Source organism: Candidatus Cloacimonadota bacterium, from assembly GCA_019429305.1.
Lineage (GTDB): Bacteria > Cloacimonadota > Cloacimonadia > Cloacimonadales > JAJBBL01 > JAHYIR01.
This window is the reverse complement of record JAHYIR010000013.1, coordinates 1-19,613: the sequence shown is the minus strand read 5'-3', so window position 1 is coordinate 19,613 and position 19,613 is coordinate 1. Positions and strand designations below refer to the sequence as shown.

The 19,613-nt window shown below is 35.0% G+C and carries 24 protein-coding genes; 14 read left to right on the top strand and 10 right to left on the bottom strand.

The genetic code is table 11. The annotated features are described in order from the left end of the window. The first annotated feature begins 364 nt into the window (after nucleotides 1–364). The 10 genes from gcvH (at nucleotide 365) to K0B81_06370 (ending at nucleotide 7,377) form a co-directional block, all read left to right on the top strand. On the top strand, nucleotides 365–745 hold the full coding sequence (gene gcvH / locus K0B81_06415; protein MBW6516230.1) for a glycine cleavage system protein GcvH: 381 nt from the start codon (nucleotides 365–367) through the stop codon (nucleotides 743–745). 9 nt (nucleotides 746–754) lie between these two features. After that, a complete protein-coding gene (gene gmk, locus K0B81_06410; GenBank protein ID MBW6516229.1) occupies nucleotides 755–1,405 on the top strand; it encodes a guanylate kinase in 651 nt (216 codons plus the stop codon). Further along, nucleotides 1,383–1,610, top strand: coding sequence for a hypothetical protein (locus K0B81_06405; protein ID MBW6516228.1), 228 nt, complete (start codon nucleotides 1,383–1,385; stop codon nucleotides 1,608–1,610). Before gmk ends, K0B81_06405 begins: the two co-directional genes overlap by 23 nt. Before the next feature lie 7 nt (nucleotides 1,611–1,617). Continuing rightward, nucleotides 1,618–2,280: a uracil-DNA glycosylase gene (locus K0B81_06400; GenBank protein MBW6516227.1), complete on the top strand. Its 663-nt coding sequence runs from the start codon at nucleotides 1,618–1,620 to the stop codon at nucleotides 2,278–2,280. A 130-nt stretch (nucleotides 2,281–2,410) separates the two neighbouring features. After that, nucleotides 2,411–3,793, top strand: a complete 1,383-nt coding sequence (dnaB, locus tag K0B81_06395; GenBank protein MBW6516226.1) for a replicative DNA helicase — start codon at nucleotides 2,411–2,413, stop codon at nucleotides 3,791–3,793. Continuing rightward, nucleotides 3,790–4,554, top strand: a complete 765-nt coding sequence (locus K0B81_06390; GenBank protein ID MBW6516225.1) for an ABC transporter permease — start codon at nucleotides 3,790–3,792, stop codon at nucleotides 4,552–4,554. The genes dnaB and K0B81_06390 overlap by 4 nt, the downstream gene beginning before the upstream one ends. Further along, a complete protein-coding gene (locus K0B81_06385; GenBank protein ID MBW6516224.1) occupies nucleotides 4,554–5,630 on the top strand; it encodes a thiamine ABC transporter substrate-binding protein in 1,077 nt (358 codons plus the stop codon). Before K0B81_06390 ends, K0B81_06385 begins: the two co-directional genes overlap by 1 nt. Next, nucleotides 5,606–6,082 (top strand): tRNA (uridine(34)/cytosine(34)/5-carboxymethylaminomethyluridine(34)-2'-O)-methyltransferase TrmL, encoded by a 477-nt coding sequence (trmL, locus tag K0B81_06380; GenBank protein MBW6516223.1) that lies wholly within the window; start codon nucleotides 5,606–5,608, stop codon nucleotides 6,080–6,082. Before K0B81_06385 ends, trmL begins: the two co-directional genes overlap by 25 nt. An 18-nt stretch (nucleotides 6,083–6,100) precedes the next feature. Further along, nucleotides 6,101–6,979 carry a 4-hydroxy-tetrahydrodipicolinate synthase gene (gene dapA, locus K0B81_06375; protein ID MBW6516222.1) on the top strand — a complete coding sequence of 293 codons (879 nt, stop codon included), beginning with the start codon at nucleotides 6,101–6,103 and terminating at the stop codon, nucleotides 6,977–6,979. 194 nt (nucleotides 6,980–7,173) lie between these two features. Further along, the gene (locus K0B81_06370; GenBank protein ID MBW6516221.1) at nucleotides 7,174–7,377 is read left to right on the top strand and encodes a hypothetical protein; all 204 of its coding nucleotides are present in this window, start codon (nucleotides 7,174–7,176) and stop codon (nucleotides 7,375–7,377) included. A gap of 29 nt (nucleotides 7,378–7,406) precedes the next feature. On the opposite strand, the gene K0B81_06365 is transcribed toward K0B81_06370, so the two are convergent. From K0B81_06365 to K0B81_06320, 10 genes are all read right to left on the bottom strand, one after another. After that, entirely contained in the window at nucleotides 7,407–7,781 is a 375-nt protein-coding gene (locus K0B81_06365) for a Rid family detoxifying hydrolase (protein ID MBW6516220.1), read from the bottom strand. 12 nt (nucleotides 7,782–7,793) lie between these two features. Then, nucleotides 7,794–9,056: an ATP phosphoribosyltransferase regulatory subunit gene (locus tag K0B81_06360; protein MBW6516219.1), complete on the bottom strand. Its 1,263-nt coding sequence runs from the start codon at nucleotides 9,054–9,056 to the stop codon at nucleotides 7,794–7,796. After that, on the bottom strand, nucleotides 9,046–9,450 hold the full coding sequence (locus K0B81_06355) for a VanZ family protein (protein ID MBW6516218.1): 405 nt from the start codon (nucleotides 9,448–9,450) through the stop codon (nucleotides 9,046–9,048). Before K0B81_06355 ends, K0B81_06360 begins: the two co-directional genes overlap by 11 nt. Further along, nucleotides 9,450–10,247, bottom strand: a complete 798-nt coding sequence (locus K0B81_06350) for a DUF3108 domain-containing protein (protein ID MBW6516217.1) — start codon at nucleotides 10,245–10,247, stop codon at nucleotides 9,450–9,452. The genes K0B81_06355 and K0B81_06350 overlap by 1 nt, the downstream gene beginning before the upstream one ends. Next, on the bottom strand, nucleotides 10,228–11,508 hold the full coding sequence (locus tag K0B81_06345) for a hemolysin family protein (protein ID MBW6516216.1): 1,281 nt from the start codon (nucleotides 11,506–11,508) through the stop codon (nucleotides 10,228–10,230). The genes K0B81_06350 and K0B81_06345 overlap by 20 nt, the downstream gene beginning before the upstream one ends. A gap of 13 nt (nucleotides 11,509–11,521) precedes the next feature. Then, complete coding sequence (gene ybeY, locus K0B81_06340; protein ID MBW6516215.1) at nucleotides 11,522–11,938, bottom strand: rRNA maturation RNase YbeY; 417 nt, start codon at nucleotides 11,936–11,938, stop codon at nucleotides 11,522–11,524. Further along, on the bottom strand, nucleotides 11,907–14,018 hold the full coding sequence (locus K0B81_06335) for an HDIG domain-containing protein (protein MBW6516214.1): 2,112 nt from the start codon (nucleotides 14,016–14,018) through the stop codon (nucleotides 11,907–11,909). Before K0B81_06335 ends, ybeY begins: the two co-directional genes overlap by 32 nt. An 88-nt stretch (nucleotides 14,019–14,106) precedes the next feature. Next, nucleotides 14,107–14,406 carry a LysM peptidoglycan-binding domain-containing protein gene (locus tag K0B81_06330; GenBank protein MBW6516213.1) on the bottom strand — a complete coding sequence of 100 codons (300 nt, stop codon included), beginning with the start codon at nucleotides 14,404–14,406 and terminating at the stop codon, nucleotides 14,107–14,109. Nucleotides 14,407–15,008: 602 nt separating this feature from the next. Further along, nucleotides 15,009–15,254, bottom strand: coding sequence for a hypothetical protein (locus tag K0B81_06325; GenBank protein MBW6516212.1), 246 nt, complete (start codon nucleotides 15,252–15,254; stop codon nucleotides 15,009–15,011). A 227-nt stretch (nucleotides 15,255–15,481) separates the two neighbouring features. Continuing rightward, nucleotides 15,482–15,895 carry a hypothetical protein gene (locus tag K0B81_06320; protein MBW6516211.1) on the bottom strand — a complete coding sequence of 138 codons (414 nt, stop codon included), beginning with the start codon at nucleotides 15,893–15,895 and terminating at the stop codon, nucleotides 15,482–15,484. A gap of 273 nt (nucleotides 15,896–16,168) precedes the next feature. Here K0B81_06320 and K0B81_06315 point away from each other — a divergent pair, with 273 nt between their 5' ends. From K0B81_06315 to purH, 4 genes are all read left to right on the top strand, one after another. Continuing rightward, nucleotides 16,169–16,858, top strand: coding sequence for an ABC transporter ATP-binding protein (locus tag K0B81_06315; GenBank protein ID MBW6516210.1), 690 nt, complete (start codon nucleotides 16,169–16,171; stop codon nucleotides 16,856–16,858). Beyond that, on the top strand, nucleotides 16,842–18,068 hold the full coding sequence (locus K0B81_06310) for an ABC transporter permease (GenBank protein MBW6516209.1): 1,227 nt from the start codon (nucleotides 16,842–16,844) through the stop codon (nucleotides 18,066–18,068). The genes K0B81_06315 and K0B81_06310 overlap by 17 nt, the downstream gene beginning before the upstream one ends. An 11-nt stretch (nucleotides 18,069–18,079) precedes the next feature. After that, nucleotides 18,080–18,889, top strand: coding sequence for a YihY/virulence factor BrkB family protein (locus K0B81_06305; protein MBW6516208.1), 810 nt, complete (start codon nucleotides 18,080–18,082; stop codon nucleotides 18,887–18,889). 4 nt (nucleotides 18,890–18,893) lie between these two features. After that, nucleotides 18,894–19,613 (top strand): bifunctional phosphoribosylaminoimidazolecarboxamide formyltransferase/IMP cyclohydrolase (gene purH / locus K0B81_06300; GenBank protein ID MBW6516207.1); only part of this gene is annotated, 720 nt, incomplete at its 3' end.

The window sequence follows — 19,613 nt, the reverse complement described above, 5'->3', positions numbered from 1 at the left end:
CTTTCTCCTCTCTTTGTCATGCCGAGCGAAGTCGAGGCATCTCATCACTGATTTTAGCTGAGCATATATAATTTTGCTTTTTTAATATGAATCGGTGTTGAGATCTCTCCATTTCGCTTCGCTTCAGTCGAGATGACAAAGAAAGGGTGTTCAGTCGAGATGACAAAGGAAGGGTGTTCAGTCGAGATGACAAAGGAAGGGTGTTCAGTCAAGATGACAAAGGAAGGGTGTTCAGCAGAGATGACAATACTTAGTTGCTGTAAAAAAGGGGGAGGTGAATTTTTGATACAATTGGCTTGACACATAAACCGAATTCAAAATGCATACTTCAATGAAAACTTATATTAAGAATAGGGAGGTTTCAATGAAAGTATTGGACGATTTATATTATTCAGAGACGCATGAATGGGTAAAAGTAGATAAGGACATAGCTTATTTAGGTATTACCGATTATGCCCAGAAAGAATTGGGGGATATTGTCTATATAGACTTGCCGGAAGAGGGAAGAAACGTTAATGCCGGTGAAGAGATCGGATCGATTGAATCAGCCAAAGCTGTAGTCGATTTTATTACACCTATCAGTGGTGAAATTTTAAAAGTCAATGATGAGGTATTGGAAAATGTTGCTTTAGTAAATGAATCACCTTATGAGCAGGGTTGGCTATTAAAACTGAAGTTATCAAATCCTGATGAACTGGAAACACTTTATTCAGCTGGAGAGTATCGTAAGCACTTCAGTGAATAAAGTAGAAACATGAAAACCCCTGATTATCCCAAGAAGAATTTTCTGATAGTTGTATCTGCACCTTCTGGTGGTGGTAAATCAACGATATGCAGAGCAATTCTTGACATTATGCCAAATGTTGACTATTCAATTTCTTATACAACTCGCCAACCACGTATAAATGAGATCACCGGCAAAGACTATTTCTTTGTTAGTGAAAAGAGATTTGAGGAGTTGATAGGAGAGAATGACTTCTTGGAATATGCTCTGGTGCATAAAAACTGGTATGGGACATCCCGATCGTTTATCCTTGACAAATTTGCCATTAATAAGCATGTAATAATGGATATCGATCCTCAAGGGGCAAGATCTATTGTGGCAAGCGGAATTGATGTGGTGACAATTTTTCTCTTACCACCTGATATAGAGACTTTAGAGGAAAGATTACGCAAAAGAGATACAGATACTGAAGAAACTATTAAGCTACGTTTAGAAAATGCACGTAATGAGTTAGATAGTATAGAAGAATATGATTATTTAGTTATCAATGATGATTTAGAAGTAGCGATTGAAGATGTTAGAAAAATAATTGAAGCTGAGGAGAACAGAGTGACAAGATACTATTCTCCCGAAAAGATATTTTACGGAGGTAACCTGAATGACAAAGAAACCGATAATTGAAACATTCTTAGAAAAGAACAACATGGATTATCTATTTTTACTTTTATGTAACTTAGAAGTAAATCGCTTAAACTCTCTTCCTTTTTCCGTTAAGAAAACCTTTCCTGCTAAAATAACTGAATTTGCGATGGAACACGTAGCAAAGAATGAGATACCGGACTACATAGTTGAACAGGAAGAAGAGATAGATATGGATGAAGAATAGTGGATAAATGAGCCGCAAGACTCTCCAGCAGTATTTAGAATTGATCTCAAACTCCGGGATAGACAATCTTTATATATCTGATTCAGATATTGATCTAACTGAAGTTTCACAAGAAAAAAAGTTATTGTTACAACAGAGATGTGCACAATACAAGGATTGTAAGAAATGTGAACTTCATAAACAAAGGATGAATTTTGTTTATGGAGAGGGCAATCCTTCAGCCAAGATGATGCTAATTGGCGAAGGACCCGGTTCTGATGAGAATAAGCAGGGACGACCTTTTGTAGGTAAAGCAGGACAACTCTTAACAAGAATGTTATTAGCGATAAATCTACAAAGAGAGGAAGTTTATATTACTAATGTCGTCAAATGTCAGCCACCGGGTAATCGTAACCCAATGCCGGAAGAAGTGAGCAGTTGTCTTCCATATTTGAAAGAACAAATTGATATCATTGCACCCAAAATGATAGTATTATTAGGTAAGGTTGCTGCCGGATCATTATTTGAGACCAAAGAACCCATGAGCACTTTACGGCAGAAAACATTTCGTTATGAAGGAATAGAAACTTATATAACATATCATCCTGCAGCATTGATATATAATGAATCATTAAAGAAAGATTCTTGGGAAGATCTGAAAAAGATCAGAGCAATATACGATCTAAAATAATTCATTGGATCTTTTAAACCATGATTAGCTTCGCCTGAAAATGCTGAGTTAATCCAGACAGTTTTTTCACAGTACTGCATCAAGTACTATAGTTATTGTAATCCTAACAAGACAGGAAGTTGAGGCAACCATGAATGAACGATCTTCATTAAAAGAAACAGCAGAATCTACAAGTAGCTCAATGAGAGTATTACCCTATGATGAATACGCAGAGGCAGCTGTATTGTCAGCTATTTTGAATGATTATACTACAGTAGCCAAGAGCGTCATACAGATCAAAGAAGAGTACTTTTACAAGAATCAACATAGGGTAATATTCCGAGCGATGAGAGCTCTTTTTGAGAATCAAATGTCCATTGATTTGATTACTCTACAAAATCATTTAGAAAGCAGTGGCAATTTAGAAAAAGCTGGGGGTAAAGAGTACTTATCAGATATCTATGATTGTGTAGTCAGTGGTGCTCACTTTGAATTTCACACAAAAATCATTACTGATAAATATCTGCTTCGAGAGTTAATTTTAACAGCTAACAAGATAGTAGAAAAGAGTTATGAAGGTGAATTCTCAACAGAAGACCTGATCGATTATGCTGAGAATGCTATCTTCAAGATCACTGAGTCTTCTAAAATACAGGGTTTTGTAAAGACCGGAGACCGGATGACCGAGGTTCTTGAGCATATAGAAGAGATCATGAAAAAAGGTGGGCTGGGTATTGGTGTTACAACCGGTTTTCATACTCTCGACAGAGTTATCGGAAGCTTCAGACCGGGTCAGTTAATAGTAATAGCTGCCAGACCCGGTATGGGGAAATCGGCTTTTGCTTTAAATATTGCCCTGAATACTGCTCTCCGGCAGAATACCAAAGTTGGAATTTTCACTATGGAGATGTCTGTGGAAGAGGTTTTACTCCGTATGATCAGCACAAAATCTATGGTCTCGATGGATAACATGTTAACCGGTCATGGTCTAGATCAGCATAAGAGAAGAGGGATCATAGAACAAGCGGAAAAGATCAGCAAATTAGATATTTTTTTAGATGATGTCGGTACTAATTCTCCTCTAGATCTAAGAGCAAAAGCAAGAAGATTAAAAGCCGAGCAAGATGGTTTAGGATTGATAATAATTGACTATATGCAATTAATGGCATCTTCCAGACGAAATGTTGAGAACAGGCAGCAGGAAATTTCTGAAATATCACGAAGTATGAAGATCTTGGCAAAAGAGCTACAGGTGCCTGTTATTGCCCTTTCCCAGCTCAACCGTGCTCTGGAAAACAGAGAAGATAAAAGACCACGACTTTCAGATCTTAGAGAGTCTGGAGCAATCGAGCAGGATGCAGATTTAGTAATGTTTATATATCGAGAAGCAAAATATAAAAAGACAGAAGAAAATGCCGATAGAGCCAATATTATCATAGCAAAGAACCGTCATGGAAAAACCGGTGAGATAGAAATGAGATTTGTTGAAGATAATACAGCATTTACTGATTTGGAAAAACAAGAACATCTATGATCTATAATTCACTAATCATCAATAGTATTTATCAATTGGGGAGTTATATCTCATTTACTCTGACAGTGCTCTCAAAAATACCTAAAATCTTTAACCGGTTTTACGAGTTTACTAAACAATTGAGAAAAATGGGTTATGATTCTTTACTTCTGATTACAGTTACTTCAGGATTTACCGGATTAGTCACTGCCGTTCAAGCATCATATCAAACTCGCGGATACATACCCCAAAGCTTGATAGGCGTTATGGTGGGGAAATCAACAATGACTGAACTGGCTCCTGTTCTAACTGCTTTAGTGTTATCCGGTAAGATCGGTGCTGCAATAGCAGCAGAGATAGGCACTATGAAGGTCAGCGAACAGATTGATGCCATGAAAAGTATGGGTGTTGATCCTAACGATTACCTCTATCTACCCAGAATTATTGCCGGAATAATAATACTGCCTCTGTTAACAATCTATGCTAACCTTATCGGTATTGTCTCAGCTTTCTTTGTCTCCAAACTCAAGTATGATCTGAATGCTTATACCTTTTTTGTTAATATGAAAAACTATTTCAGACCGATGGATTTATGGGGTGGTCTGGTAAAAGCTTTTTTCTTTGGTTTAGTGATAACTTCTATTGCCTGTTATTGTGGTAGTCGTACCGAAGGTGGAGCAGAAGGGGTTGGTAAAGTAGCGACCTTGAGTGTTGTTTATTCTTCAATACTAATTCTGTTAATGGATTTTATTGTAGCTGCAGTTTTATTCGGAGGATATTGATGATTAAATCGGGAAAAAATATTTTGCGGACCTTATCAGGAAACCTGATATTAATATTATTTTTACTCATTAATGTTTCAATGACTAGTTGCACCAAAAAAGAGCAAAGTATTAGAAGTAGCAGAGAAGCAAATATTCTGAAGATATATACTTACGATAGTTTTGTAACTTGGGGATTAGCAGATGCAACCATTCCATTGTTCGAAGAAAAAACAGGATCAAAAGTTATAGTTGAAAGTGTCGGAGATGCTGGTAATATCTTGAATCGCCTTATTATGGAAAAGAATAACCCTCAAGCTGATATCGTTATAGGGTTGGATAACATAATGTTAGGCAGAGTTTTGCACGAGAAGGTGCTAATGCCTTATAGATCAGAAAACATGAATAATATTCCGGAGATCTTTCATTTTGATAAGACTAATCACCTGACACCTTATGACTATGGTTATTTTGCCTTCGTTTATGATTCTTATATAATTGATAAACCTCCTGCAACATTTGGTAATATTCAGGATGGTATCTGGAAGAATAAAATAGTAATCTCAGATCCTCGTACTTCCAGTCCCGGTTTAGGATTATTATTGTGGACTATCGCTACTTTTGGAGAAAATGGATATATACATTTCTGGCGCAGTATAAGGAACAACATTTTGACTGTCTCATCCTCTTGGGATGAAGCATACAGCATGTTGTTAGCGGGTGAAGTCCCAATAGTTCTTAGTTATTCTACGAGCCCAGCATATCATATTGAAACTGAGAATACTGATCGCTATAAAGCTTTTATTCCACAGGAAGGTGGTTTTATGCAAATTGAAGGTGCTGGCATTGTTAAAGACACCCCTAATCTCGAATTAGCTAAGAGATTTATTGATTTTATGCTAACGATAGAGTTTCAGAAAAGCATTCCCACTTCCCAATGGATGTTTCCAGTTAATAAGAATGTTATACTACCGACCTCTTTTAATGAAGTACCAATACCGCAAACGATATTAAATGATAAATTAGATTTGGTGGATATTAGTCCCCAACTTATGGATAGATGGTTAATGCGATGGATAGAAGTAATGATCAATTAAACTTTCATGTTGCACTTTTCAATCCAGAAATACCTTCAAATACTGGTAATATAGGAAGAATTTGTGTCGGCTGTAATGCTAAACTTCACTTGATAAAGCCGATTAAGTTTTTTTTGACTGATAAGTACCTGAAACGTGCCGGATTGGACTATTGGGATAAACTAAATCTGGAGTTTCACGAAAATATCGAACTATTCTTTGAAAAGTACAAGTCGCAAAATATATACCTCTGTACAACTAAAGGGAAGTATATACATACAGATATTGAATACGAAAGAGGAGATGTGTTTATGTTCGGACCTGAGACAAAAGGACTACCATCAGAATTAATTCATAAGTATCCGGAACAAACTATAAGGATCCCCATGACTGAAGATATAAGATCACTAAACCTTGCTAACAGTGTAGCCGTCATATTATATGAAGCTTGGCGGCAACTCTCTTTCCAATAAAAAATAATAGGAGGAAAAATGCTTCAAGGTTCTATTGTTGCTTTGGTAACCCCTTTTAAGAATAACGATATCGACTATAATGCAGTTGATCGTCTTCTCGATTTTCATTTAGAAAGTAAAACAGATGGAATATTACTCAGTGGTACTACTGGAGAATCTCCCACTTTAGCTGGTGACGAAAAGGAATATTTTGTCAGATATGTTATTCAAAAGTTAGCTGGTAAAATACCTGTCATGGTTGGAACGGGAACAAATAATTTGTCTAAGACAATTGCTGAAACATTGAAAGCACAACAGTTAGGCGCTGATTATGCACTTGTTATCACACCTTATTATAACAAACCGACTCAAAAAGGAATGTATTACTTCTTTAAAAAAGTTTACGAAGAGACAGATATTCCATTGGTTATCTATAATGTACCCGGACGAACCAGTATTAATATAACAGCAGAAACTGTAATCCGGCTGGCTGAAGATTGTGAACGAATAGTCGCAATTAAAGAAGCCAGTGGCAATATTGCTCAAATAACCAAGATTATTAAATACGCTCCAAAGGATTTTTCTCTACTATCAGGTGAAGATATGCTGAATCTTCCTATTATGTGTTGCGGTGGTAAAGGAACGGTCTCGGTTACAGCAAATATTGTGCCCTCTCTGATGAGCAAATTGATCAATCTCTGCTTGAAAGGAGATTATGAAAAAGCGAAAGCAATACATCTGGATTTACTGGAACTGAACCAAGTACTATTCATCGAAACAAACCCTATACCTGTTAAGGAAGCTTTACACCTGATGGGATATATAGAAAGAGAGATTCGTTTACCATTATACTTTTTAGAATCAGAAAACCTGCAAAAGGTTGAAGAGGTTCTTAAAAAGCTTGAGTTAATAAAATAAACTGATTAATGTCCGAAGAACAGATAAAGAAAAAAACTAACTTGATTTGTCCTCTAACAAGGAGATTTGAGAGCATTTTTGTTTGTGCTCTAAACTGTCCTAATAGATGTAAACTCTATATGGACAGTGTTTCTTATGAAATGCTGTCCGAATATATCCAATCTTATCCAGATTATGAAATAAAAGGAGAACTTATGCCGACAAAAAAGAAGATTACCGATACTGATACAAAAAAAGTCAAACATTATTGGGTACTTGATAAAGACCAAAAAGTACAGGAAGTGTCAGAACAAGAGATTATTGATAACCCTAAAGAGTACTTATCTCAAGAGATTTGGGATAAACCACCTAATCAATATGAAATTGTGATCACTCTGAAAAGAAAGAAAACCAGTTAAAACCGGATCAGAAATTTTCTAATAATCTCTTATAAATCACAAGCAATTAGTGATATTTCTAAAGCTGCATTAAGCGGTAAGCGAGATACTTGTACTGTCTCTCTAGCAGGATAAGGTTCACTGAAATTTCGAGCATAAATTTTATTAAGAGATTCGAAATTCATTAAATCTTCGATAAAGATGGTAACTTTCACAACATTTCTAAAAGACATGTTAGCTGCATTAAGAATGTTACTTAAGCTTGTGAATATTTGATCTGCTTGGGCTTCAAAAGATTTACCAAGTTGTCCGGTTGCTGGATCTATACCAATCTGACCTGATATAAATAAAAACCCTTTTTTGAAAGTTGCCTGAGAATAAGGACCAATAGCAGTTGGGGCTCCATAAGTATGAATTGCTTTCATATGATTCTCCTCTTAATAAACATCGTTACTTAGAGCTTTTTTAAGCCGTAGTACATTTTTTAGTATATCACTTATATTGATGATTTCTTTGTGATTCTTTACAAGATTATAGATTGTAGCTTTCCCTTCTCTAATCATCTCATTATCAATAACAATCATCAAAGAAGAACCATCATTCTGAGCAACTTTTAATTGATTATGATAATTAGACTCTGTAGTTCCAATAATAACTTTAATGTTATTATCGTGTAATTCTTGTACTATTTGCAGCAAAGTTATTTCTAGATCCAGGTGAGTTGCCATGATATAAACCTTGAATAAATTAGTCTGCTCAGGAAAGAGTTTTTTCTCTTCTAACAAAGATATCAATTCTTCTGTATTTGACGACAACCCAATTGCTGGTAATACTTTCCCTGTAATGCTTTTAGCTAAATAATCATATCTTCCACCACTACCAATATAGTGGTTTTTTTTGTTATTTACCGTGCGATACCTAAAAACTATCTGATTATAGTATTCGAAATTCATCTTGATTTTAGGGTTTATTGTATAAGTAATCATGAGATTTGCTAATGCTCTTTTTATTAATCCAAAGTTTTCTTGGCAATCCTTACATAAATAGTCAAAAATCGAAGGGCTTTTTTCCCATAGGTTTTGGCAATTTTTACAATCAGCACTTTCAATTTTGTAGGGGGTGTAATCAGTACTACATTTTTTACACAACTTGTTATCCAATCCTTTCCAGTAATGTGTCAACTCTTTGATATATGATGGTCTGCATACTTCACAACCGAAACTACTTAACTCGAGTTTAACATCGGTCAGTCCAAATTTCTTAAAGATATTTAAACCGAGTCGAATAACTTCTACATCAATTATATAGGAACTACTTCCAAGGGCTTCAGCGCCGAATTGATGGAATTGCCCATCAGAAGCTGATTCGCTATTAGATCGGTGGAACATCGGTCCTATGTAGTAAATTCTATTAATTGATCTATCATCAGAAAGCTTCTTGTATTGACTCAGATAGGTTACCGTTCCATCTGGTCTTAAACTCAATTTCTCTTCGGATTCTATTTGATACAGCTTACTGATCAAATTATCCAATCCCTTTTTATCACTAAAAGAATAGTATATCTTTTTGATAACATCATTCGAAATTAAAATGGGTGGTCTAGCTTCATTGTAGTTAAAAAAACTCATTACACTGTGTATCGTTTCTTCGACAAAACGCCACTTCCAGACGTCTGTCAAAGGTATATAATTATTTCTCATTCCTTTCATTTCTTAGCCATTTTTTCTTTTTGGTTCTCATAATAAGATAAATGATTACTACTAAGAAACCGATAAAATTTGCTGCAATATCAAGCAAGCAAAATTCTCTTCCCGGTATTGGGATTTGAATAAATTCGTTTGTTATTGAGATTATGATTGATAAAAAGATTAACTCTCTGATGATTTTTTCAGCAGATCTTTGCTGGTATGATCTCATAAAGTAGTAAAGCAAAGCAAAAATCAAATACTGCAAGAAATGTGCTATCTTATCTATAAAAGTTATTGAGGAAAGTGGTGTTTCATCAGTAGGAACTACAGAGAGTAGAAAAATAATTACACACCAAAAAACAAACAGGATTGTTAAGAATTTTTTTTTCTGATTACCTTCAAGCATTACTCGAAATTTCTATTCTGATAACTAATGGGTGAGGAAATCTCATAACTCTCCAAAGTCCAAAATACTGAAAAGGGAGATGTATCATATTCTGCTTGCAAAGGCAATCGTTCATCATCATCGGTAAACCAGAGATATAGAGTGTTATCTTCTTTGATGATATTATTGGTTAAGACATCACTTCTTTGTTTCTGATTATTGCTACTCTGTTGAAAGTTAATACTATATTTGATAGTATTTCTCTTACCTATTTTATCCTCTCCTAATTTGCTGATTTGAGCAACCCAAAAGTTGCTATTAGCATATATATATATATCTTGTGGTTCTTTAGATACAATATGATCTCTGATATAAAGCAGAGCTGAGAAGAAGTCATGGAATTGCTCTTCCTCATAATGAAAATGGCTGGCTAATGTATTATCAACTTTAATTTCCATTCTCTTTTCCAGAGGAAACCAAAGAGTCGTTTTTTCTTGAGTAAAGTTCTTTTGCTCGATTGACTTACTATAACTATAAGGAATGTAATCTCTTTGATATTCTACAGAGTATTTATTGTTGATCTTAAAAAGTATATTTCCTAAAGAAACTGATTTTGCTATTACGTCGATTCTTCCTTCATTTTGGGTTCTTGTGTCATTTAACCGAACATCTGCTACTTTCAGACCCAGATAACGTATAGCAAAAGTGAATTGAATATTAGTATCAACGACTTCATCTGCTGAAAAAAGCAAATCTCCACCAGAGATACTCAAAATAAGCACTATGAGCAATAATGTCTTAAAACTCAAACTCTTCATCTTTATAGAGAATAATCCTTACTGATTCTATTCGTTGTCCTTTAACACTGGCAATAATAAACAATGCCTGTTCATTGTATTCGATCTTTTCTTCTATATTTGGCACCCTGTTAAATTTGTCATACAGAAAAGCAGCTAGATTATCATACTTGTCGGCATCAATATTTAAATTCAACTCCTCATTAAGATCTGTAATATTTAACATACCGCTGGCAAGAAACTCATTTTCGGATAGGCGATTTAGATGAGGGATCTCTTGATCGTATTCATCGACAATTTCTCCAACGAGCTCTTCTAATATGTCTTCCAGAGTAATTAAACCTGAAGTCCCACCATACTCATCCACTACTATTGCCATATGAGTCTTTCTTGCCCTGAAAAGATTTAAAAGTGTTTGTATCTTAGTATTTTCAGTCACAAATATCGGTTTTCTGAGCAACTTATCAATAGTTTGATTATCAGGATTAAGTATAATATCTTTAGCATAAATAATGCCGACCATATCATCAATATTCTTATTATACACCGGTAGTCTGGAATACCCGGAGTTGATAATCTGTTCACTAATAGATTCGATGCTTTCTTCGATAGAAACTCCCTTTATATCAACCCTCGGTACCATGATTTTCTTTGTTTCGGTGGAAGTGAACTTAAAGATTCCCGAGATAATTTTCTTCTCACTATCATTTAGGGGATGATATCGTGATTTGGAATCGAGCAGATTTTTTAGATCTTCTGTCGTGAAATTAGTATGAGCATCAGAGAAATGATCAACTTTAATTGAAAAAAGTTTACTTATAATGACTAACAATTGAATGATAGGATAAAAAATGTATTTAAGAAGTTCTATGAAAAAGCCCGAATATTTAGCAAATCTTTCAGCATGTGAGATAGCAAATAACTTGGGAGTAATCTCCCCAAAAAAAACCAGCAAAATAGTCATAATAACCATTGATAGTATGAGCATCCAGATAGGGATCTGCTTATCAGGCCAAAAATGTTGAGCATAAGTAACAGTGATGACAGCTGCTATCGAAGAAGCAGCTACATTTACAATAGTATTTCCCAATAGAATTGTTATAAGAAGTTGCCTTGGTTTATTGAGTAAACGTAAAGTTCTATTGGAGGAATGATCATGTTGCATTTCCAGTTTCTTTTGTTGAATCTTGCCAATAGAGAAAAAAGCTGTCTCAGATCCTGAAAAGTAGGCAGAGAGGAATAAAAAGCCAAGTATTTTTAGATAATTTAAATCACTAAACATGAAAACTCTGATCCTAATTTAGATTTTTTAACAAAAAACTTTCTTTATCGGACATCTGTTTGCCAGCTTCTGTGTTGATATGGTCAAAACCTAATAGATGTAATACCCCATGAATGAAAACTCTATTCAATTCTTCTAGATTACCTGAATCTCTTTCTTTCATGATACTCTCTATGTTTATCACAATTTCACCTAAATAGGGTAGTAAAGCAAATTCGCTGTGAAAGGTTAAAACATCAGTGACAGTATCCCTGCCAAAAAATCTTTTATTTAGACTTTTAATTTCTCTTTCTCCAACAAGACATACATCAATGTCTTTACCTTCTAATTCTTTCTCATACTGAGCTATAGAATCCAAAAGCTTTATAAAGACCTTTCTGTCAACAGAATAGGTTGTTTTATTGATTAGTTTGATATTCCGGATACTCAATTCTTTTTCTATATATACCGATGATAATCGGTAGCATATAGCTTTTAGTTATTTCCAACTCTCTTAAAGTGATCGGTGTTTCTGAAAGTTGTTCTTCTAAGATCAATCTTTGGATCGTATCATTAATAATCTTTTTAAGTGATTCTTCAGTATGTTGATGCATTTGTGATTTTGCTGTTGATTCTACAATATCGGCAATCATAACCAACGCAGCTTCTTTTGTTTGAGGTTTAGGACCATAATACCGATAGATCGTTTCATCTTCAATAGTGGTATTCTTTTCCTTTGCTTTATTATAAAAATATGCTACTTTGCTGTCACCATGATGTTGTTTGATAATATCTATAACCTGTTCCGGAAGTCTGTTTTTTTTAGCCAAACTTAGACCTTCTAAAACATGGTTCTTAATGTTAGCAGCACTTTCATAACTCTCCATATCATCATGTATTTTTGTTGCATCACTATTATTCTCGATAAAGATGTATGGATTTTCTAACTTTCCAATATCATGATAATAGCTAGCTACCCTAGCCAATAAAGGATTTGCACCAATTGCTTCAGCAGCACTTTCCGCTAAGATACCCACAGTTATGGAATGATGAAAAGTACCGGGTGCTTCTATTGCCATACGTTTTAAAATTGGATTATTCGTGTCTAATAACTCCAGCAAGATCATCTTTGTTGCTAAATTAAGACGTTTCTCTATAATAGGAGAAATCAATACCATCCCTGTGATTGAAATCGCACAAGATATGATACCATACACAAAAAATAGCAGAAATTCTTCTCCCGAAAGTGATGTCACCAAAGCAATTACAGATAATGATATAAAGAAAGAAAAGATGATATAAATCGATAATGGTATGAAATCGTGGCTATCTTTCATCTTTGTCATGACAACAATGATCAGCATAGTTGCTAAAAATATGATTGAAGTGTCAATGATATTCCAATTGAAAAAGGGTAGAATAAGGAAATAAGCAACAATATTGAAAATAAAACCGCCTAACGGCGAGAAAATCAGGGCAAAGATAAATACAGACATGCTAAATGGAAATATCAAGATATGTAATACAGGAAACATAGCAACCACGAAAGCGAATAGACAGGTTATCAAAATAAGTATGGCATATATTGTAGTATGTCTTATGTCTTTAAAATGCTCCTTAATAGCAACTCTAAAGAATAAATATCCGGAAAGAATCAACAACATAGATAGTAAGAAATATGCTATTGTTGATAGAAGTATGTCTGGTAATTCGCTCTCTTGTATATATTCTCGGTAGGCATTAGACAATGCATCGAGTTTTCTGAGGTCTGTCTCGGTTATTCTACGGTTTTTTCTGATGATCTCTTCATTTTCTAAAACCTCTGTTAATACTGGATCAATAACTTGATAAGCTTCCTGTCTTAATCTGTTCATTCTGTCAACATCAATGACAATATTGTAATCAACAAAATAATGCAGAATTTGTGCTAATATTATCTTGAGTTGTTGATCAGGCATATCATTTATTATTCGTGCAGATACTTCTGACGGGCTATAGAGCCGATCTAAACTATACCTCCTCACATCATCATTACGTACCAACTGGATGGTTTGCAATGAGACTTCTTCATCATAAACCCCAATATCCATAACTCTGTTAAATGATTGAATAAGATGTTCATAGAGCAGTAGTTTTTTGTTCTGATCTGTAAGAGTATTGAGCATTTCCGGAGTCAATGAAAATCCAAACTGGCGACTTAGATAGTTATTTGTTTTTGTATAGTCTTGGAGATCCAAAAGAGCTAAACTTTCCATAAATACATCAACTCTTTGAATAACATTGTACTTAATCTCATCAGAAATACGATATATAGGTTCTATGGTAGTGTCTATTATCTCTTGCTCCTGTGCTCTGGTCTCTGCGCTTTTATAAACGGTAAAAGTAAAGGGAGCGATGACATCTCTATCAGCTATTTGTCCGACCTTATAGCTATAGCCCAATATATCATAACTATTTCTGTGCAAAACAAAAAACAGATAGGAGATGATAATTGAGCAAATAAGGATTATGAAGATCCAACTGTGTTTCAATATTTTACTCTCGTTCTTATAGGGGTATAAAAGAATGGAAGCCCCTATAATAGAGGCTTCCTTCTTAAAAAATATCTACATTTAAAATTTAATCTCTGGGGATACGGAATATCTGATTAGGGTATATCAAATCAGGATCTTGTATTTGATCTCTGTTTTCTCGATATATTCTTGGCCATTCGATCCCTTTACCGTAAACCTCTGGATAAGAAGCTATACGCCATAAGCTCTCACCACGATAAACTTTCCATGTATCAGGTAAACCACGAGGTATTTTCAAAACTTGATCGACATAGATCAAATTAGGATCAGTAATCTGGTCACGATTGGCACGATAAATAATTCCCCATTTTGAAGAGTCATCATAGATGAAGCTATAACCAGCTATTTTAGCAAGATAGTCACCACGAACAACCGTATAGGAATCTTCATAGTATTTCGGTCTAACTCTATCTAAATTAGCTTCTAGATTAACTATTTTGCGGTTAAGTTCCACTATATCGTTACGAAAATCTGGAGCTTTAGCTACATTAGTTTGCTTAAATTCTTCATACTCATTAATAGTCTGGCGGATTGCTGTTGCATTATTCCACAGCTCAGTATCAGACATTCTATTCCAATTATCAACACGGCGATTATATTCTTCTAATCTTATACGTGCCGCATCTACATCAGCGCGGGTAATACCGAGACCATCAAGAATTCTATTATATACGATCTCATATTCACTGTCGATTGCAGCGATACGAGCTCTCAAATCAGCTATTTCGACTAAATACTGCTCATTTGCTGCAATAGCATCAGCTTTTCTTTGTTGAAGATTTAAATATTCTCGTTCTAGGTTTTCAGAGTAGATCTGACGTTCACTACGACTTAAACTTCTATATTCTTCTTCACTTAAGTAAGTAAACTGTCCAAACAACAAAACAGGTAACAGTAATAAAGCTGCGAGTGTGATTATTATTATATGTTTCATCTTTACCTCCCCTATCACAGACCTAATTCTCTTTCATAATCTCTGAGAGATCTTAATTCTGCCTCTTTTCGAGCCAGCTCTGCCTCTAAATCTTTTTTCTCTTGAAGATTGCTGTCGGCTGTTGCTTCTGCCTCTCTTGCTTCTCTTACAGCAGTTTGATACTGATCTTGAGAAACAGGTTGTGGCGGTCTTGAACATGCAGCAATTAACAAAGTAGCCAAAATTAAACCTATAGTCATAAGTTTCAGGAAACTTTTCATAATAACACTCCTTATCATTGATTTGATATATGTATCATTTATAAACCGCTAAAATTGTCAAGAATTATTACATTTTTGCTGGTTACAGAATTATTTGTCTATTAAGTTGATACAAAAAAAGCTCTCTTTGGAAAGAGAGCTAAGAGATTATAATTTACTGTAAACGATTAATTACTAAAGTGTCAACAAGTATGAACTATATTTACTTAATAGATTCTTTTTATTTATTATTTAAGGATCAGAATTATTGTTCTTGATGTGTAACGATCTTCGAAATGGAGTTCACAGAGATAGCTTCCAGCATCTAAGCTAAAACCATAGTCATCTGCTCCGTTCCACATTATATAATTATCTCCCAGTTTGAACAATCCACTGTATAAATTGTTTACAGTATTTCCTAAACGATCTTTAATGGTAATTGAGCCACGAATAGATTCACTGACATATACTGTAAGTACTGTATAATCTTCAAAAGGATTCGGGCTGGCTGTGAATCTCAAATTATCAATAAAAAATTCGATGTTATTAGTATCATCTACTTCAGGAATACATATATCATCAGTATTAGCTGTTATCGAGCCAGTCAAAATGACTAAAATAAGTAACAAGAAAACCTTTATTAAAGTTCCTTGTAAATTCATTATTACCCCCTTGTTAATATCCTTTCCATAGTTGCAATTTCTATGCCAATCAATCCCTTTATTATATTTCTTTTCCTAATCAATATTTTCATTTGGTTTAATTAAAATATCCATTGAAATATGTGCAAGTTATTTTTCTTGAGTGTTTCAAGAAATGCCTTTCAGATGATTTTAGTAGTATTTATTTATACGGCGATTTTTAGTATGCTCGTTAAGAGAAATTATATTTGCTAAAAAACAAACAGATTTTATTCTTGTTTCATAGGAGCGATTATGAACGAAGAGCTAATCAAAACCAGATCAATTATCAAAGATTATCCGATGGGTAAGATTAGAGTTAGAGCGTTGAATGGGGTAGATCTACAAATAAATAAAGGTGAGTTTGTTTCCATAATGGGTCCATCCGGATCAGGTAAGTCAACTCTAATGCATATAATGGGTTGTTTGGATACTCCAACTTCGGGAGATTATTATTTAGATGGTGAGAAAATCAGTAATTTGAGTAAAGCACGTTTAGCAGCTATCCGTAATCGCAAAGTAGGTTTTGTCTTTCAAACCTTTAATTTGCTACCTCATCTCAACATTCAGAAGAACGTCGAAATTCCTTTGATATACGCGGGTATAAAGAGTAAAGAGCGGATAAAAAGAACAATTTCAGTTTTAGAAGAAGTCGGTTTAGGTGACAGATTAAAGCATCGTCCATCAGAGTTATCAGGTGGACAGCGACAGAGAGTGGCTATTGCGAGAGCATTGGTAACCAAACCTGCCATCATACTGGCAGATGAACCGACAGGAAATCTCGACTCTACTTCAGGGAATGATATTTTAAGCATTATAAGTGAGCTCCATAAAACCGGTAATACAATAATCGTGGTAACTCACGACAACAATGTTGCATCTCATGCTAACAGAATAATCAAAATTATAGATGGGAAAATAGAAGATAATGGCTCTCTCGTTTAAAGAAAGTCTGTTTGTCGGACTTTCTGATTTTTGGTCACGCAAGATACGTGCTATAATAACTATCTTCAGTATTGTCTTAGGAACTATGTCAATAATAGTTGTCCAATCATTAGTAAAAGGAGTACAGGAATCAACTCTAGCTTGGATGATGGAACGAGGGGGACTAACTCGGATAGACGTAATCCGTAATTGGGAATATAATAATCCCCGCAATCTTCCTACATATTTAACCCTCCGCGAATTCAACCAATTACGAAGTTTAATACCGGAAGCAGAATATGTAACACCTCATCTTTTTACTTGGGGTTTAATAACTTTTGAAAAGGATTTTTATCGGGGAAGTGTTTCAGGAGTTATACCTGAATATCCGAAGATAGAGGAATGGAATGTTTCTGAAGGTCGTTTCATATCGAATATCGATATCAATTACATGAATGATGTCATAGTGCTGGGTAGTACTGTTAAAGAACAACTGTTTGGTAACAGGCAAGCAATCGGTCAGTATCTAACTTATCAGGGGCGTCGGTTACAGGTTATAGGAGTAATGGAAAGAAGGTATTTCCAACCGCAAACTTCAGTTGGCACTGATAATTTTTTAGAGTATCTTAATCGGCGTGCCTTTGTTCCGATCAGTACTATGATCAATAAATTATCAGCAGATGATCGGATCGAAAACATAACCATAAAGGCTTACAATGTTGACGATACTATTGAGTTAAAAGAAAAAGTTGAAACCATACTCTTGGGATTACGGAGTAATGAGCCGGTATTTTTCGTTAGCTCGGCGAAAGAAGGTGCTGATATGATGGCAGGTGGTTCTGCTATTTTCAGTATGATCTTTTTTGTCATTAGTTTGATTTCTCTTTTAGTGGGTGGAATAGTTATAATGAATATCATGATGGCGACAGTACGTGAAAGAACAAGAGAGATTGGAATTAGAATGGCTGTAGGAGCTCGGAGAATAGACATCTTTATGCAGTTTATCATCCAAACTCTTATCATAACAACATCTGGTGGAGTTATTGGTATTTTGATCGGGTTATCAATTTTAGATATTATTGGCGGATACCTTGGTGTTCAAATGACTGGTGGGACATCAATGGTCATCTTATCATTGATAATAACAGCAATTTTAGGACTGACATTTGGTATTTTCCCAGCTATAAAAGCGAGCAATCTTGATCCTGTCAAATGCCTATCTTATGAATAGGGGGAGGAGAGATGAGAAAAATCATAGTTTTTTTACGAAAAGTAATCAGTAAGATAAATCAAGACAGTATAATGAAGGAATCAGCAGCATTAACTTTCATAACCGTATTGAGTTTTATACCCTTTCTGCTACTGATCTTCTTCATTATCCCTGATATCCCCGGTCTTAACATCAGGGAACATTTACAAGAGTTGTTCTTATCTATCCTGCTCCCCGATTCAGTGGAAACTGCCACTTCCTATGTATCAAATCTGCTCGATCAGAAAATGCCCTCCAATATTTTTAACATAGCTCTTCTGATACTGACCTCTTTTGGTCTTTTCAAGTTTATCAATGGTGCATTTGACAGGATACTCAATGTCACGGAATTCGAGAATAAAAGCATCATCTACAAATTAGGCAAATTTATAGTTATGATATTTTTCGGCTTTATCTTCATTCTGGTCCTTTTCTCATCAACATCAGTATCTTTAATAGCTCAAATATTTGACTTTCCGTTTATCCGGAATATTTCGTTTATAATCATCCCGTTCTTGATGTTCTTTTTCGTTAATCTCTTCATATATTTCTTTGCCTCCACCGTTCATTTTCGTGCCTCTTCTTTAGTGATTGGCTCTGCAGTTGCTGCAGCGATTTGGATCATTGTCAAGATGGGGTTCGATTTTTACATCTCAAATTTAACCAATATGGAAGTAGTTTACGGAGTAATAGCCACTTTACCGATCTTTCTCTTCTGGATCTATCTTAACTGGGCGATAATCCTATTTGGAGTTGTCTTGATCGCCATTTTAGAAAATAAAGAATCAAACATAGAGGAATAATATTATGAAATGTGCTTTATTGAGTGTAAGTGATAAAGAAGGTCTTTTATCTTTTGCAGACGGCCTTATTAAAGCCGGATACAGGTTGTTAGCAACTGGTGGTACTGCCAGATATCTACAGGAGAATAATCTGCAGGTAACCATGATCGAAAATATTACCCAATTTCCCGAGATCCTGAACGGAAGAGTAAAAACTCTCCACCCGAAAATTTTTGGCGGGATTTTAGCAGACCGTGATAATCCTGCTCATCTCAGAGAGTTAGAAAACATGTTGATCAATTTGATTGATATAGTTATAGTTAATCTCTATCCATTTGAGAAAATATTCAACGAATATCTCTCCAATAACGAAGTTCAGCATAGTACAATGATCGAGAATATCGATATCGGTGGAGTAACTCTGTTAAGGGCTGCTGCCAAGAACTATCAACATGTTGCAGTTGTTTCTGATAAAGAAGACTACCCGTCACTGCTTGAGGAATTATTGCAAGATGGACAGATTAAACAGGAAACTAGGTTTCTGTTGGCAAGAAAGGCATTTGCCACTACATCCACTTATGACAGATTCATCTGTCAATATCTTCAAAGATTGGCAAATGAACCACCAACAGAACTCTTTCTCTTTCCAAACTGGCATAAGACAGAACTCCGATACGGAGAAAACCCTCATCAAAAAGCAATCTTCTTTTCACCCGGTAGTGAGGGATTGATTGAGCAATTGCAT